Annotated in this window: 17 protein-coding genes and 1 pseudogene; 14 read left to right on the forward strand and 4 right to left on the reverse strand. The window is 68.8% G+C overall.

The window, feature by feature from the left end; genetic code table 11:
• The first annotated feature begins 1 nt into the window (after position 1).
• The 10 genes and pseudogenes from IFT82_RS12380 to IFT82_RS12425 form a co-directional block, all read left to right on the forward strand.
• Positions 2-937, forward strand: a complete 936-nt coding sequence (locus tag IFT82_RS12380; protein ID WP_244646724.1) for a type 1 glutamine amidotransferase — start codon at positions 2-4, stop codon at positions 935-937.
• Between the two features lie 48 nt (positions 938-985).
• Positions 986-1,888: a heme o synthase gene (locus IFT82_RS12385; protein ID WP_192127162.1), complete on the forward strand. Its 903-nt coding sequence runs from the start codon at positions 986-988 to the stop codon at positions 1,886-1,888.
• Complete coding sequence (locus IFT82_RS12390; RefSeq protein ID WP_192127164.1) at positions 1,885-2,022, forward strand: hypothetical protein; 138 nt, start codon at positions 1,885-1,887, stop codon at positions 2,020-2,022. Before IFT82_RS12385 ends, IFT82_RS12390 begins: the two co-directional genes overlap by 4 nt.
• Positions 2,019-2,552: a cytochrome c oxidase assembly protein gene (locus IFT82_RS12395; RefSeq protein WP_192127166.1), complete on the forward strand. Its 534-nt coding sequence runs from the start codon at positions 2,019-2,021 to the stop codon at positions 2,550-2,552. The genes IFT82_RS12390 and IFT82_RS12395 overlap by 4 nt, the downstream gene beginning before the upstream one ends.
• 32 nt (positions 2,553-2,584) lie before the next feature.
• Positions 2,585-3,496: a cytochrome c oxidase subunit 3 gene (locus IFT82_RS12400; RefSeq protein WP_192127168.1), complete on the forward strand. Its 912-nt coding sequence runs from the start codon at positions 2,585-2,587 to the stop codon at positions 3,494-3,496.
• Positions 3,497-3,561: 65 nt separating this feature from the next.
• Entirely contained in the window at positions 3,562-3,936 is a 375-nt protein-coding gene (locus IFT82_RS12405) for a DUF983 domain-containing protein (protein ID WP_192127411.1), read from the forward strand.
• Positions 3,933-4,523 carry an SURF1 family cytochrome oxidase biogenesis protein gene (locus IFT82_RS12410; protein WP_192127171.1) on the forward strand — a complete coding sequence of 197 codons (591 nt, stop codon included), beginning with the start codon at positions 3,933-3,935 and terminating at the stop codon, positions 4,521-4,523. The genes IFT82_RS12405 and IFT82_RS12410 overlap by 4 nt, the downstream gene beginning before the upstream one ends.
• Before the next feature lie 256 nt (positions 4,524-4,779).
• A complete protein-coding gene (gene thrC, locus IFT82_RS12415) occupies positions 4,780-6,177 on the forward strand; it encodes a threonine synthase (RefSeq protein ID WP_192127173.1) in 1,398 nt (465 codons plus the stop codon).
• A 1-nt stretch (position 6,178) separates the two neighbouring features.
• Positions 6,179-7,048, forward strand: a complete 870-nt coding sequence (locus IFT82_RS12420) for a class I SAM-dependent methyltransferase (protein ID WP_192127413.1) — start codon at positions 6,179-6,181, stop codon at positions 7,046-7,048.
• A gap of 10 nt (positions 7,049-7,058) precedes the next feature.
• Positions 7,059-7,598, forward strand: a pseudogene (locus IFT82_RS12425) (pseudouridine synthase); the annotation flags it as partial.
• 25 nt (positions 7,599-7,623) lie between these two features.
• Here the strand turns inward: IFT82_RS12425 and IFT82_RS12430 are convergent.
• Genes IFT82_RS12430 through IFT82_RS12440 form a run of 3 tightly spaced genes read right to left on the reverse strand, consistent with a single transcriptional unit; the run spans position 7,624 to position 9,295 of the window.
• Positions 7,624-8,271: a heme exporter protein CcmB gene (locus IFT82_RS12430; protein ID WP_192127177.1), complete on the reverse strand. Its 648-nt coding sequence runs from the start codon at positions 8,269-8,271 to the stop codon at positions 7,624-7,626.
• Complete coding sequence (gene ccmA / locus IFT82_RS12435) at positions 8,268-8,888, reverse strand: heme ABC exporter ATP-binding protein CcmA (RefSeq protein WP_192127434.1); 621 nt, start codon at positions 8,886-8,888, stop codon at positions 8,268-8,270. The genes IFT82_RS12430 and ccmA overlap by 4 nt, the downstream gene beginning before the upstream one ends.
• Positions 8,885-9,295: a metallopeptidase family protein gene (locus IFT82_RS12440; protein WP_244646725.1), complete on the reverse strand. Its 411-nt coding sequence runs from the start codon at positions 9,293-9,295 to the stop codon at positions 8,885-8,887. Before IFT82_RS12440 ends, ccmA begins: the two co-directional genes overlap by 4 nt.
• A 50-nt stretch (positions 9,296-9,345) precedes the next feature.
• Between IFT82_RS12440 and IFT82_RS12445 the strand changes: the two genes are divergently transcribed.
• On the forward strand, positions 9,346-9,642 hold the full coding sequence (locus IFT82_RS12445) for a 4a-hydroxytetrahydrobiopterin dehydratase (protein ID WP_192127181.1): 297 nt from the start codon (positions 9,346-9,348) through the stop codon (positions 9,640-9,642).
• Positions 9,643-9,852: 210 nt separating this feature from the next.
• Here the strand turns inward: IFT82_RS12445 and IFT82_RS12450 are convergent, their stop codons facing one another.
• Positions 9,853-10,125, reverse strand: a complete 273-nt coding sequence (locus tag IFT82_RS12450; RefSeq protein ID WP_192127184.1) for a hypothetical protein — start codon at positions 10,123-10,125, stop codon at positions 9,853-9,855.
• A 137-nt stretch (positions 10,126-10,262) separates the two neighbouring features.
• On the opposite strand from IFT82_RS12450, the gene IFT82_RS12455 reads away from it, so the two are divergent.
• Genes IFT82_RS12455 through IFT82_RS12465 form a run of 3 tightly spaced genes read left to right on the forward strand, consistent with a single transcriptional unit; the run spans position 10,263 to position 14,018 of the window.
• The gene (locus tag IFT82_RS12455; protein ID WP_192127185.1) at positions 10,263-10,799 is read left to right on the forward strand and encodes a 2Fe-2S iron-sulfur cluster-binding protein; all 537 of its coding nucleotides are present in this window, start codon (positions 10,263-10,265) and stop codon (positions 10,797-10,799) included.
• Positions 10,796-11,779, forward strand: a complete 984-nt coding sequence (locus tag IFT82_RS12460; RefSeq protein WP_192127187.1) for an FAD binding domain-containing protein — start codon at positions 10,796-10,798, stop codon at positions 11,777-11,779. The genes IFT82_RS12455 and IFT82_RS12460 overlap by 4 nt, the downstream gene beginning before the upstream one ends.
• 4 nt (positions 11,780-11,783) lie before the next feature.
• Positions 11,784-14,018, forward strand: a complete 2,235-nt coding sequence (locus tag IFT82_RS12465) for a xanthine dehydrogenase family protein molybdopterin-binding subunit (protein ID WP_192127189.1) — start codon at positions 11,784-11,786, stop codon at positions 14,016-14,018.
• Positions 14,019-14,034: the final 16 nt, after the last annotated feature.

Below are 14,034 nucleotides of genomic sequence, written 5' to 3' on the forward strand. Positions count from 1 at the left end.
CATGGATCAACGCACCATCCGCCGCCTGATGCGTTCAGGCACGATGGCCGATACCGAATTTTCCACCCGCCCCCGCCTGCTCGTCGCCGAAAGCGAAACTCCCGAAGAACGCGAGGCCCGCCGCGAAAGCGCAGGTCGCAGCGCCGGCGAAAGCTATGCCGCGACGCTGGAGCAACTGATCCCACACTGCACCGTCGACCGGGTGACGCCAGCCGACGACGATCATCCCACGATGGGCGCGGCGGCGATCGCGGATTATGACGGCGTCTTCCTGTCGGGCTCCCCGCTCCACGTCTGGGAGGATACGCCGGAGACGCGGCGGCAACTGGATTTCATGCGCGCGGTCTTCGCCAGCGGCACGCCCAGCTTCGGCTCCTGCGCGGGATTGCAGGTCGCGGTGGCGGCGGCGGGCGGCACGGTGCGGTCGATGCCCGGCCGGCAGGAGGCCGGCCTCGCCCGGCGCATCGTCGCAACCGACGAAGGGCGCGACCATCCGATGGTGCGCGACCGCCCCGCTACCTGGGACGCGCCCGCGATTCACGGCGACGAGGTGGAGACGCTGCCCGCCGACGCGACACTGCTGGCGGGCAATGCGGCGGTATCGGTGCAGGCGGTGGAGATCAGGCACGATGGCGGTGTGTTCTGGGGCGTGCAGTATCACCCCGAACTCGCCCCCGGCGAAATCGGCGCGGCGCTGCGCCGGCAGGTCGACGATCTGGTCGAGGCGGGGCTGGCGCGCGACGGCGACGATGTCGAGGCGCAGGCGGCGCTGTTCGACGCGCTGCACGACCGGCCGGATTGCCCGGCGCTGCGCTGGCGGCTGGGCATCGACCGCGAGGTGGCGGAGGAACCCCGCCGCCGCACCGAACTGATCGCCTTCATCGAGCATCTGGTGATGCCCCGCGTCGCCGCGCGGCGCGAATCGGTGCCGGCATAACCAAGGCTGTCCCTGCCGCGCGGGTACGCGTATAGGCTGGGGTTGACCATGACGACCGCCACTCCCCTGCTGCCCCCCGCCGACTGGCGCGATTTCCTCGCGCTGACCAAGCCGCGCGTGATGACATTGGTGGTGTTCACCGGCCTGTGCGGGATGCTGGCCGCGCCGGTGCATGTCCATCCGGTGATCGGCTTCACCGCGATCCTGTGCATCGCGCTGGGCGCAGGCGCGGCGGGGGCGCTGAACCAGTGGTACGAGGCGGATATCGATGCGGTGATGCGCCGCACCCAGAAACGCCCCCTGCCCGCCGGCCGGATGGACCGGCAGGCTGCGCTGCATTTCGGAGTCGGGCTGTCGGCCTTTTCCGTGCTCCTGATGGGGCTGGCGGTGAACATCGCCGCCGCCGCGATCCTGCTCGTCTCGATCCTGTTCTACGTCCTGATCTATACCGTGTGGCTGAAGCGGCGCACGCCGCAGAACATCGTCATCGGCGGTGCGGCGGGCGCATTCCCGCCATTGATCGGCTGGGCGGCGGCGACGGGGGAGATCGCTTTGCTGCCGTTCCTGCTGTTCATGCTGGTGTTCCTGTGGACCCCGCCGCATTTCTGGGCGCTCGCGCTGTTCGTGAAGACCGATTACGCCAATGCCGGCGTGCCGATGCTGCCGGTGGTGGCGGGCGAGCGAGTGACGCGGGTGCAGATCGGCCTTTACACCATCCCGATGGCGATCGCCGCCGTGCTGCCGTGGCCGCTGGGGTTGGCAGGTGCGATCTACGGCGTGGTGTCCGTCTCGATGACCGCGGGGTTCGCGGCACTGGCGGCGCTGGTCGCGCTTCGGCGGCAGCGCCTCGACGATCCGATGAAGCCGGAAAAGCGGCTGTTCAGCTATTCGATCCTCTATCTCTTCGTGATCTTCGGCGCGCTGGTCGCCGATCGGTGGATACTGGCATGACCCCTGACGAACTTGATCTGATCCGCCGCCGCCAGAAGGCGCGCGCACGCGTGATGGCACTGTTGCTGGGTGGACTGGTGCTGCTGATCTTCGCGATCTCGATCGCCAAGATCCAGTTGGGGATGCACCTGTGACACGCCAGAACCGCACGGCGTTGCTGGCGGTGATCGGCATCTGCTTCATGACCGGCCTCGCCTTCGCCAGCGTGCCGCTCTACCGCCTGTTCTGCCAGGTGACCGGGCTGAATGGCACCACGCAGCGCGGGTTGCAGGCGCCGGGGGCGACCGACCGGGAGGTGCGGGTCGATTTCGACGCCAATGTCAGCCCCAAGCTGCCGTGGAAATTCCGGCCCGAACGGCCATCGGATACGGTGGCGGTCGGCGCGCGCGACATGGCGTTCTTCACCGCGACCAACACGTCGAACCGGCCGATCACCGGCACCGCGACGTTCAACGTCACGCCGGCGCAGGCGGGCAAATATTTCACGAAGATCCAGTGCTTCTGCTTCACCGAGCAGACGCTGCAACCCGGCGAGACCGCGCGGATGCCGGTGATCTTCTATGTCGATCCGAAGATACTCGCCGATCCCGATGCGGCGGACGTGGAAACGATCACGCTGTCCTATACGTTTTACCCGGTGGATTCCGGCAAGACCGCAGGCTAGGATCGTCAAAATATAAGAACAGGGATGCGACGATGGCCGGCGCCAAGAACCACGATTATCATATCCTGCCCCCCAGCCCGTGGCCGCTGGTCGGATCGATGTCCGCCTTCGTGATGGCGGTGGGCGGCGTGATGTACATGCACGAATATGGCGGCGGCGGCTGGATCTTCCTGATCGGCCTCGCCGCAGTGTTGTTCACCATGTATTCGTGGTGGGCGGACGTGGTGCGCGAGGCGCATCGCGGCGACCATACCCCCGTCGTCCAGTTGCACTTCCGCTACGGCATGATCCTGTTCATCGCGTCGGAGGTAATGTTCTTCGTCGGCTGGTTCTGGGCGTTCTTCGACTTCTCGCTGTTCCCCACCGCGATGCAGATTGTCGATGGCCAGGTGGAACGCGCCGCCGAGGGTGCGACCGCGATCGTCGCGAGCTGGCCGCCCAAGGGGCTGGAGGTCATCAACGCCTTCGAGCTGCCGCTGCTCAACACGCTGATCCTGCTGACGTCGGGCACCACGGTCACCTGGGCGCACCACGCACTGATCCACAACCAGCGCGGTGGCGAGAAGACCGGCGCCTGGGGCCTGCTGGGCGTCGGCAACCGTGACAGCGTGCTGAAGGGCCTGTGGCTGACGGTGGTGCTGGGCGCGGTGTTCAGCGCGATCCAGGCGTATGAATACGCGCACGCGCCGTTCCCGTTCAAGGGCATCAACTATGGCGCCGCCTTCTTCATGGCGACCGGCTTCCATGGTTTCCATGTCCTGATCGGCACGATCTTCCTGATCGTCTGCCTGATCCGCGCCTATAAGGGCGACTTCACCCCCCGCCAGCATTTCGGGTTCGAGGCGGCAGCCTGGTACTGGCACTTTGTCGATGTGGTGTGGCTGTTCCTGTTCGTCACCGTCTATGTCTGGGGTGGCTGGGGCGCGCCGGTCCATGGTGGGTGAGCGACACGCCTGATCCCGCCCCGGCGGATGGCGTGACCGCCGCCACGACGACCGGCGCCACCACCATCGCACCGACGCTGGTGCAGGCCGGGCTGCGGGGGCTGTGCCCCCGGTGCGGGCAGCCGACGCTGTTCGCGGGGTGGGCACGCTTCGCCGATCGGTGCGCGGCCTGCGGACTGGATTTCGCCGGGTTCAACGTCGGCGACGGGCCGGCGGCGTTCCTGACCCTGATCCTGGGTGCGATCGTCGTCGGGCTGGCGATCTGGCTGGAACTGGCGGTCGGCCCGCCGCTGTGGGTGCATATGCTGATCTGGATACCGTTCACCGCCGCCGGGGTGATCGGGTCGCTCCGCATCGCCAAGGGGGCGATGATGGCGCTGGAATATCATAACGCCGCGCGCGAAGGGCGGATCGCCCCGCCCGCCCCCAACCTGCCGTGAGGCGACTGCCGTTCCTGCCGACCTTGCTGGTCGGCCTCGCGGTGGCGGCGATGATCGCACTGGGTCTGTGGCAGTTGCTCGACCGGCGACCGCGCAAGCTGGCGTTCCTCGAACAACTGGCGGGCAACCCGTCGCTGCCGCCGGTCGCCTTTCCCCGCATCCCCGACGAGCGGCTGCTGTTTCGCCGCACCATCGCGACGTGCCGGCCGCCGGTGGCGATCCGGCTGGCGGGGGCGGGCGCGGCGGGTTTTCGCGCGATCGCGACCTGTAACGATCCGGGCCTGACCGTACAGCTGGGCACGACGCGCGATCCCAAGGCGCGGGTGACATGGGGCGGTGGCACCGTGGCGGGCTATATCGGCCATGCCCCCGATGGCCGTTCGCTGATCGGTGCCGCGCTGCATCCGCAACCCCCGCGCCCGATGCTGATCGCGACGACGCCGCTGGCCGGACTCAGCGCCAACGCGCCGCCCAACATCGATTCGGTGCCGAACAACCACCTCGCCTACGGGGTGCAGTGGTTCTTCTTCGCGGGCGTGGCGACGGTGATCTACCTGCTGGCGGTGGGGCGACGGCCGAACGGCTGACACACGGGGACGCGACGAGGAAGGTGTTGGGTCGCGCGGAGGCGCGGAGGACGCGGAGGGGTTGCGTGCCGGGTTATTGCAGGGCCGATCATCGGCCGATTCGAATGATCGACGTGCGACGACGGTAGGCGCCACTCTCCGCGTCCTCCGCGCCTCCGCGCGAACCCCCTCTTCTTCGCGTCATCGCGCGGGCATTCGTTCCGTCATGTCACCTCCCGGGTTGCAGCAAGCGACCGGCACCGTTAGCGCACCACCCATGCGTTATGTCAGCACGCGCGGGGCCGCGCCCATTCTCGATTTCCGTGGGGCGACGCTCGCCGGGCTTGCCAGCGACGGCGGGCTGTACGTGCCGGAGACGTGGCCGACGCTGTCGACTGACGAGATCGCCGCGCTGGCGGGCCTGTCCTATGCCGATACCGCGGTGCGGATCATGTTGCCGTTCGTCGGCGACTGCCTGGGCGAGGACGAACTGCGCGGGCTGTGCCACGCCGCCTATGGCCGGTTCAGCCATGTCGCCGTCACCCCGCTGGTGCAGCTCGATCACGACCAGTGGCTGCTGGAACTGTTCCATGGGCCGACGCTGGCGTTCAAGGACGTGGCGCTGCAACTGCTGGGGCTGCTGTTCGAACGCTTCCTGACCGGCACGGACAAGCGGCTGACGATCATCGGCGCGACCAGCGGCGATACCGGATCGGCGGCGATCGACGCGGTGGCGGGGCGCGAGGGCGTCGATATCTTCATGCTCCATCCGGTCGGCCGGGTGTCGGAGGTGCAGCGCCGCCAGATGACGACGGTGCTGGCCCCCAACGTCCACAACATCGCGATCGAGGGCGACTTCGACACCGCACAGGCGCTGGTGAAGACGATGTTCGCGACGCCGGCGCTGGCGGACACCTTCGCGCTGTCGGCGGTCAACTCGATCAACTGGGCGCGGCTGATGGCGCAGGTGGTCTATTATTTCTATGCCGCGGTGCGCCTCGGCGGACCGGGGAAGCCGGTCGCGTTCTCGGTGCCGACGGGGAATTTTGGCGACGTGTTCGCCGGCTATGTCGCATCGCGCATGGGCCTGCCGATCGCGAAGCTGGTGGTGGCGACCAACGTCAACGACATCCTGCACCGTGCGCTGACCAACGGCGATTATTCGCGTGGGGTGGTGGCGCAGACCGCGACCCCCTCGATGGATATCCAGGTATCCTCGAATTTCGAGCGGCTGCTGTTCGATCTGGGCGGGCGCGACGGCAAGGCGCAGGCGGCGCAGATGGCGGGCTTCGACGCGGATGGCGCGATGCGGCTGACCAACGCGCAGCAACAAGGTGCGGCCGGGCTGTTCGGCAGTGAGCGGGTCGATGGCGACGACATGGCGATGGCGATGCGCTGGGCCCATGAGAAGGCGGGCGAGATCGTCGATCCCCACACCGCGATCGGGCTGGCGGCGGCCCGGCGGCAGTCGTTGCCGGATGTGCCGATGGTGACGCTGGCGACCGCGCATCCGGCCAAGTTCGTCGATGCGGTGGAACGCGCGACCGGGGCGCGGCCGGCGCTGCCCGCCCGCGTCGGCGACCTGTTCGAGCGTGAGGAACGCTATGTCACCCTGCCCGCCACGCTGGCGGCGGTGGGCGATTACGTGGCCGCCCATGCCCGGCCGTCGCGGTGACATGACACCGGGGACGCTGATCGGGGAGCCATGGGCGGATTACGGGCTGGTCGATTCGGGCCATGGCCGCAAGCTGGAACGTTATGGCCGGTTCCGCTTCATCCGCCCGGAGCCGCAGGCGATGTGGGCACCCGCGCATGACGACTGGCGCGCGGCGGCGGAATTCGTGCCGGGATCGGACGAGGATGGCGGCGGCCAGTGGCGATACGCCGATCAGGTGCCGCGCGACGGCTGGACGTTGCGCTGGAACGAGGTGGCGTTCAACGCGCAATGCACGCCTTTTCGCCATCTCGGCTTCTTTCCCGACATGGCGCCGGTGTGGGACTGGATGCGCGGGCGGATCGACGGGGTGGCGACGCCCGATTGCATGAACCTGTTCGGTTATACCGGAGTCGGCACGCTGGCGCTGGCGGCGGCGGGCGCGAAGATGGTGCACGTAGACGCCTCCAAGAAATCGGTCGAAGCGGCGAAGGGCAATGCCGCGCTGTCGGGGATGAAGGATGCCCCCGTCCGCTGGATCGTCGACGATGCCGCCAAGTTCGTCGCGCGCGAGGTGCGGCGCGGGCGGCGGTATGACGGCATCCTGCTCGATCCCCCCAAATATGGCCGCGGGCCGGAGGGCGAGGTATGGCGGCTGGAGGAGGACCTGCCCGCGCTGGTCGCCAATTGCCGGCAGTTGCTGGATGCCGACTCGCGGTTCCTGTTCCTGACCGTCTATGCGGTGCGGATGTCGGCGCTGGCGATCGGGGAACTGGTGCGGCAATTGTTCGCCGACCTGCCCGGCACGGTGGAATGCGGCGAACTGGGCGTGCGCGAGGAAGCGCGCGGGCTGGTGCTGCCCACCGCGATCTGGGCGCGGTGGAGCCGCTGAGAGGCGGGCGATGGCGCGGCTGATCCTGTTCAACAAGCCATATGGCGTGCTGACCCAGTTCACCGATCGCGGCAGCGTGTCGCCGCGCCCGACGCTGTCGGATTTCATCGATCTGCCGGGCGTCTATCCGGCGGGGCGGCTCGATCTGGACAGCGAGGGGCTGTTGCTGCTGACCGACGACGGCCGGATGCAGGCGCGGATCGCCGATCCCCGGTTCAAGACGACCAAGACCTATCTGGTGCAGGTGGAGGGCGAGCCGGACGAGGCGCAGCTTGCCGCCCTGCGGCACGGCGTGAAGCTGAAGGACGGCATGACCCTGCCGGCGGAGGCGGAGGCGATCGAGGCGCCCGACCTGTGGCCGCGCGATCCGCCGGTGCGGTTCCGCAAGACGGTGCCCGATCGCTGGCTGCGGCTGACGATCGGCGAGGGGCGCAACCGGCAGGTGCGGCGGATGACGGCGGCGGTCGGGCTGCCGACGCTGCGGCTGGTGCGGTGGCGGATCGGCGACTGGACGCTGGACGATATCGCGCCGGGCAGCTGGCGCGAGGCGGCTATTCCATCGCCGCGCGGGGCGGCTATTCCATCGCCGCGCGGATCGCCGCCCCCGCCACGAACGGCGCGCCCGCGACCAGCACGAGGCTGACCGCCGCGAGCAGCTTCAGCGCGCTGGCCCCGCCCGACAGCGCGCCCGCGCCGAAGATCAGCAGCGGCACCGCGAGCGGCAACATCACCAGCCCCGCCACCGCCCCGGCGCTGCGCAACGAGGCGGTGAGCGCGGCGGTGGCGACCGCCAGCGCGGCGAGGCCGGGGGTGCCGATCGCCAGCCCCGCCTCGACCAGCAGCAATTGCTGCGCCGGGATGCCGAGCAGCCCGGCCGCGATCACCGCCGCCGCCATCAGCGGCGGGGCGAAGGCGATCCAGTGGGCCAGCGCCGCGACCGCCGCGACGGCGGCGAGCGACTGGCCCCGCACCGCCAGCTGATCGTACACCCCCGCTTCCAGATCGGGGGCAACCAGCCGGTCGACCGGCAGCAGCGCGGCGAGCAGCGCCGCCGCCCACACCACGCCGCCGCCGATCCGCGCCAGCAACGGCGCATCGGGGCCGATCGCGAACGGGAACAGCGTCGCCGCCAGCAGGAAGAACACCACCACCAGCGTGGCGCCGCCGCCGGCATAGCCGCGCCGCACGCCGCGCCACAGCAGCACCGCCAACGGACCGGTCATGGTCGCGTCCCAAAGGCGAGCGTCCGCATCGCGGGCAGGCGCAGCGGCAGATGGGTGGCGACGATCGCCATCCCGCCCGCCTCCAGATGGCGTTCGACCAGCACCTCCAGCCGCGCCGAGGCGGCGGCGTCGAGGCCGTTGGTCGGCTCGTCGAGCAGCCACAGGAACGCGCGCCCCGCGATCACCCGCGCGAAGGCGGCACGGCGGCGCTGCCCGGTCGACAGCATCCGCACCGGCACCGTGGCGAGATCGGCGAGCGCGACATCCGCCAGCGCCGCCGCGACGCGCGCATCCGGGTGGGGCAACCCGTCCATCCGCGCCCAGAAACCCAGCGCCTGCGCCAGCGGCCGCTCGCCATCCAGCGCCGCCGCCTCCGCCAGATAACCGAGCGGTGGGCGACCGGGCGGCAGATCGAAGGCGATGGTGCCGGCGGCGGGCGCGAGCAGGCCGGCGCACAGCCGCAGCAGCGTCGATTTGCCGACGCCGTTGGGGCCGGTGATGCGCAGCGCGCCGCCCGGGTGAAGCGAGAAGGACAGGTCGGCAAAGACGATCCGGCCGCCCCGGCGGGCGGCGAGGCCGGCGACCTCGATCCCCCCGACCTGCCCCCCCGCGCTCAATCCGCCACCGAATCTTCCAGTGCGTGCATGTCGGCATCGGACAGGCCGAAGTGATGGCCGATCTCGTGAATCGTGACATGCGCGACCAGATCGTCGAGCCGTACCCCCGTCTCCACCCATTCCTCCAGGATCGCGCGGCGATAGAGGTGGATGCGATCGGGCATCGCCACCGCCTCGCTCCCCGCCTTCTGCCCGACCGGCAGGCCGCTGTAGAGACCGGTCAGGTCGAGCGGATGCTCGATACCGAGCGCGGCGAGCGTTTCGTCGTCGGCGAATTCCTCGACCAGCAGCACGATCGCGCCCAGATGCTGCGCGAAGGCGGGGGGCAGGCGATCGATCGTCGCGCGGGCGATCGATTCGATCGTGGCGGCGTCGGGCGCGGGGCCGAGGGGGTCTTGCCGATCCATCGCCCCAGCCATAGGCGGAGGCGACCGATACGGGCAAGATGGAGGGGCGAATGATCGAGGCGCTGAACGAGACGGAACGGGCCGAGGCGCTCGACGGCCTGCCCGAATGGGATCACGACGAGGCCCGCGACGCGATCGTGCGCCGGATCGTGTTCGCCGATTTCATCGAGGCGTTCGGCTTCATGACGCAGGTCGCGCTGGTCGCGGAACGGATGAACCATCATCCCGAATGGTCGAACGTGTACAACCGGGTCGACATCCTGCTGACCACGCACGATGCCGGTGGCCTGTCGTCGCGCGATATCGAGATGGCGCAGGCGATCGACGCGATCGTGGGCGAGGATTGACGCCCCCGCCGCGACGGAAAGTCACGGTGGAAAGTCACGAAAGTCCCATCCTACAGCCCTTCGTGGGCACACCGGGCGATGGCCGGAATCAGGCTGGGCTGAGCTGGGCCGGGACGGGCATCGACGAAGAGAAAGAGCGGTCGTCGGCCGGGATAACCGGTCGTCGCGGTGTAGCACACCCCCGGCCGGGCGATCGCGGCGGCTCCCGGTTCAGTCCCGGCCGGCGCGATACCCGTCATAGGCGCGGCAATCGTCGGGATGCCTGCGGCATTCCCGTTCCCAGTCCCGCCGCTCCTTGCCCTCGCGCGCCTCCGCCTTGCGCATCTTGCGGCCGTAGTTGCGGTCGGACTCTTCCTGACTGGTCGTCGTCCAGTCGACCGCCTTGCCGGCGACCTGGAACGGCGCCTTCACGATCGAGGCGGCGGTGCTGACACAGCCGCCCATCGTGAGGGCCAGCGGCAGGAGGAACAGGGCACGGCGCATGGCAAACTCCGGTTGACCGGGGGATCATAGCCGCGATCGATGAACATTGCGTGGACATACCGAGTGATAACCACTCGCAACGGGAGCCGGTCGCGACGCATCGCGTTGTGGGATCAGGACTTTACGGGGATGCCGGCATGCAGTGGACGATCAACGGGCGCACCTACGAAGCGGATGTGGACGTGCGCACCTCGCTGCTCGATCTGGCGCGCGAGCATCTGGGGCTGACCGGCTCCAAGAAGGGCTGCGACCATGGCCAGTGCGGCGCCTGCACGATGCTGGTCAACGGCCGCCGCGTGAACAGCTGCCTGAGCCTGGCGGTGATGCACGAGGGCGACGAGATCACCACGATCGAGGGGCTGGGCCAGGTCGGCAACCTCCACCCGATGCAGGACGCGTTCGTACGGCATGACGGCTATCAGTGCGGATACTGCACGCCGGGCCAGATCTGCTCGGCGGTCGGGATGCTGGACGAGGTGGCGAAGGGCTGGCCCAGCCATGTATCGGCCGACCTGACCAGCGCCGACCTGAACGACGACGAGATTTCGGAGCGGATGAGCGGCAATCTGTGCCGCTGCGCCGCCTATCCCAACATCGTCGATGCGATCCGCGAGGTGGCGGGGATCGATAACCGCCAGCCGGTGCTCGGGACCGCGAAGGAGATCGGGGCATGAAGCAGTTCACCTACGAACGCGCCGCCAGCACCGAATCGGCGGTGGCCGAAGGGCGCGGTGCCGGCACCAAGTTCATCGCGGGCGGCACCAACCTGCTCGACCTGATGAAGTTGCAGATCGAGACGCCGGACAAGCTGGTCGACATCACCCGCCTGCCGCTGGGCGAGATCACCGCGCGCGACGAGGGCGGGGTGTCGATCGGGGCGCTGGTGCCCAACAGCGATCTGGCCGCCGACCCCCGCATCATCGCCGATTACGAGGTGTTGAGCCGGGCGCTGCTGGCCGGCGCATCGGGGCAGTTGCGCAACAAGGCGACGACCGGGGGCAACCTGCTCCAGCGGACGCGCTGCTATTATTTCTACGACACCGCGATGCCGTGCAACAAGCGCGAGCCGGGCACCGGCTGCGCGGCGATCGGCGGGGTCAATCGCATCCTCGCGGTACTGGGGACGAGCGAGAAGTGCATCGCGACGCATCCGTCCGACATGGCGGTGGCGATGCGTGCGCTGGACGCGACGGTGGTGACGCAGAAGGCGGACGGCGACCGGCGGCGGATCGCGATCGGCGATTTCTATCGCCTGCCGGGCGAGACGCCGGAGATCGAGACGGTGCTGGAGCCGGGCGAACTCATCACCGCGGTGGAACTGCCCGCCCCGGTGGAGGGTGCGCGGCATCTGTACCGCAAGGTGCGCGACCGGGCGTCCTATGCCTTCGCACTGGTGTCGGTGGCGGGCGTGGTGACGATGGACGGCAACACCGTGAAGACGGCGGCGCTGGCGTTCGGCGGGCTTGGCCCGATGCCGTGGCGCGACCCGGCGGTGGAGGCGGCGATCGTCGGCAAGGCAGCCACGACCGCGAATTTCGAGGCGGCGGCGGATGCGCTGCTGGCCGATGCCAAGGGCTTCGGCACCAACGATTTCAAGATTCCGCTCGCCAGACGCACGCTGATCGCGAGCCTGCGCGAGCTGACGGGAGCATAGAGCGATGTTCGGTTTCGGCGGCAACACCAACTCCCTGACGATGAACGAGCCACGGCCGGTCAGCCTGCTCGACACCGGCGTGCAGGGCGTGATCTCGCGCCCGCTCGACCGGGTGGACGGGCCGGCCAAGGTGTCGGGCGTCGCCACCTATGCGGCGGAATATGCGATCCCCAACCTGGCGCACGGCGTGCTGGTCGGCGCGAAGATCGGCTGCGGCAAGGTGGTGTCGATCGATGTCGAGGCGGCGAAGCGCATCCCTGGCGTGATCGACGTGGTGATCGATTTCGACACCTTCATCCGCAATTCCCAGCAGGGCGGCGAGACGAAGGCGCCGACGCAGGGCGTGAAGGACATCGCCTATTTCGGCCAGATCGTCGCGATCGTGCTGGCCGAGACGTTCGAGGCGGCGCGCGAGGCGGCGCTGAGCATCCCGATCGAATATGAATACAAGGCGGGCACCTATAATTTCGAGGCGCACCGGGACGAGGCGAAGACGCCCCCGCCCAGCATGCTCCAGCCGCATTTCAGCCAGGGCAATCCCGACAAGGAATATGACAAGGCGGCGGTGAAGCTGGACGTGACCTATGTCACCCCCAGCCAGAATTCGGCGGCGATGGAGCCACATGCGTCGATCGCGGTGTGGGAGGACGATGCGCTGACGCTGTACGGCGCCTACCAGATGCCGACTTCCGACGCGTCGCAACTGGCGCAGTCGCTGGGGATGCCGAAGAACAAGGTGCGGATCATCTCGCGCTTCATCGGCGGCGGGTTCGGATCGAAGCTGGGCATCGCGCCCGAAAGCGTCGCGGCGGCGATCGCGGCGAAGCAACTGGGCCGCCCGGTCAAGGCGGTGATGGCGCGCCAGCAGGTGTTCGACGCCACCGTGCGCCGTTCCAACACCGAGCAGCGACTGCGCTTCGGCTGCGACACGGATGGCCGGATCGTATCGTTCGTGCATGATTCGCTGACGTCGAACCTGCCGGACGAAGATTATTTCGAACCGGTGGGGATCGGCAGCCACTCGCTGTACGGCGGCGCGCACCGGCGGATCAACCACGATCAGGTCACGCTGAACCTGACGCTGTCGGGATCGATGCGCGCACCGGGCGAGGCGGTCGGCATGGTCGGGCTGGAATGCGCGATGGACGAACTGGCGGAGACGCTGGGGATGGACCCGATCGAGCTGCGCAAGATCAACGACCCGGCGGTCGACCCCGAAAAGGATGTGCCCTATTCGTCGCGGATGCTGACCCGGTCGCTGGAGGAAGGCGCGAAGCATTTCGGCTGGGACGCGCGTAACACGACCCCCGGCACCCGGCGCGAGGGCGAATGGCTGGTCGGGATGGGCGTGGCGGCGGCGACGCGCAACAACCAGTTGATGCAGTCCGCCGCCAAGGTGGAAATCCATCCGGACGGCAGCGCGACGGTATCGTCGTCGATGACCGATATCGGCACCGGCAGCTACACGATCATGGCGCAGATCGCGTCCGAAATCCTAGGTATCCCGGTCGACCGGATCGTGATGAAGCTGGGCGACACCAACGATGCCCCCGCCGCCGGATCGGGCGGATCATGGGGCGCGGCCTCGGCCGGGTCGGCGGTGTATCTGGCGTGCGAGGCGCTGCGCGACAAGCTGGCCAAGGCGATGGACGTGGAGCCCGACGGGCTGACCCTGAAGGACGGGCAGGCGATCGGCGCCAACCGGCAGACCGCGATCGGCGATCTGGTGGGCGAGGGGATCGAGGCGACCGGCGAGATCAAGCCCGGCAAGCAGGAGAAGCAGTTCACGCAGGCCTCCTACGGCGCGCATTTCGCCGAAGTGGCGGTGAATGCGGTGACGGGCGAGGTGCGGGTGCGGCGGATGCTCGGCATCTTCGCGGCGGGGCGCGTGCTGAACGCCAAGACCGCGCGGTCGCAATGCCTGGGCGGCATGACCTTCGGGATCGGCACCGCGCTGCACGAGGATCTGATCCACGACCAGCGCAACGGCAAGCTGGTGAACCGCGACCTGGCGGAATATCACGTGCCCGCCAATGCCGACGTGCCGCAGCTGGAGGTACATTTCCTGGACGAGCGCGACATCCACGCCAACCCGATCCACGCCAAGGGGATCGGCGAACTCGGCATCTCCGGCGCGGCGCCGGCGGTGGTGAACGCGATCTACAACGCCACCGGCGTGCGGGTGCGCGATCTGCCGCTGACCTGCGATAAGCTGCTGGCCGGGTTGCCGCCGCTTTGATCGGGGTGGCGTAGGC

Source organism: Sphingomonas sp. CFBP 8760 (assembly GCF_014841615.1).
GTDB lineage: Bacteria > Pseudomonadota > Alphaproteobacteria > Sphingomonadales > Sphingomonadaceae > Sphingomonas.

Bases quoted from the DNA above. Each gene is read 5' to 3' on its own strand.
- IFT82_RS12445 (WP_192127181.1), top strand. From the start codon at position 9,346: ATGATCGAGGCGCTGAACGAGACGGAACGGGCCGAGGCGCTCGACGGC.
- IFT82_RS12380 (WP_244646724.1), top strand. From the start codon at position 2: ATGGATCAACGCACCATCCGCCGCCTGATGCGTTCAGGCACGATGGCC.
- IFT82_RS12390 (WP_192127164.1), top strand. From the start codon at position 1,885: ATGACCCCTGACGAACTTGATCTGATCCGCCGCCGCCAGAAGGCGCGC.
- IFT82_RS12420 (WP_192127413.1), top strand. From the start codon at position 6,179: ATGACACCGGGGACGCTGATCGGGGAGCCATGGGCGGATTACGGGCTG.
- IFT82_RS12450 (WP_192127184.1), bottom strand. From the start codon at position 10,125: ATGCGCCGTGCCCTGTTCCTCCTGCCGCTGGCCCTCACGATGGGCGGC.
- IFT82_RS12430 (WP_192127177.1), bottom strand. From the start codon at position 8,271: ATGACCGGTCCGTTGGCGGTGCTGCTGTGGCGCGGCGTGCGGCGCGGC.
- IFT82_RS12400 (WP_192127168.1), top strand. From the start codon at position 2,585: ATGGCCGGCGCCAAGAACCACGATTATCATATCCTGCCCCCCAGCCCG.
- IFT82_RS12440 (WP_244646725.1), bottom strand. From the start codon at position 9,295: ATGGATCGGCAAGACCCCCTCGGCCCCGCGCCCGACGCCGCCACGATC.
- IFT82_RS12455 (WP_192127185.1), top strand. From the start codon at position 10,263: ATGCAGTGGACGATCAACGGGCGCACCTACGAAGCGGATGTGGACGTG.
- IFT82_RS12460 (WP_192127187.1), top strand. From the start codon at position 10,796: ATGAAGCAGTTCACCTACGAACGCGCCGCCAGCACCGAATCGGCGGTG.
- IFT82_RS12385 (WP_192127162.1), top strand. From the start codon at position 986: ATGACGACCGCCACTCCCCTGCTGCCCCCCGCCGACTGGCGCGATTTC.
- IFT82_RS12465 (WP_192127189.1), top strand. From the start codon at position 11,784: ATGTTCGGTTTCGGCGGCAACACCAACTCCCTGACGATGAACGAGCCA.
- thrC (WP_192127173.1), top strand. From the start codon at position 4,780: ATGCGTTATGTCAGCACGCGCGGGGCCGCGCCCATTCTCGATTTCCGT.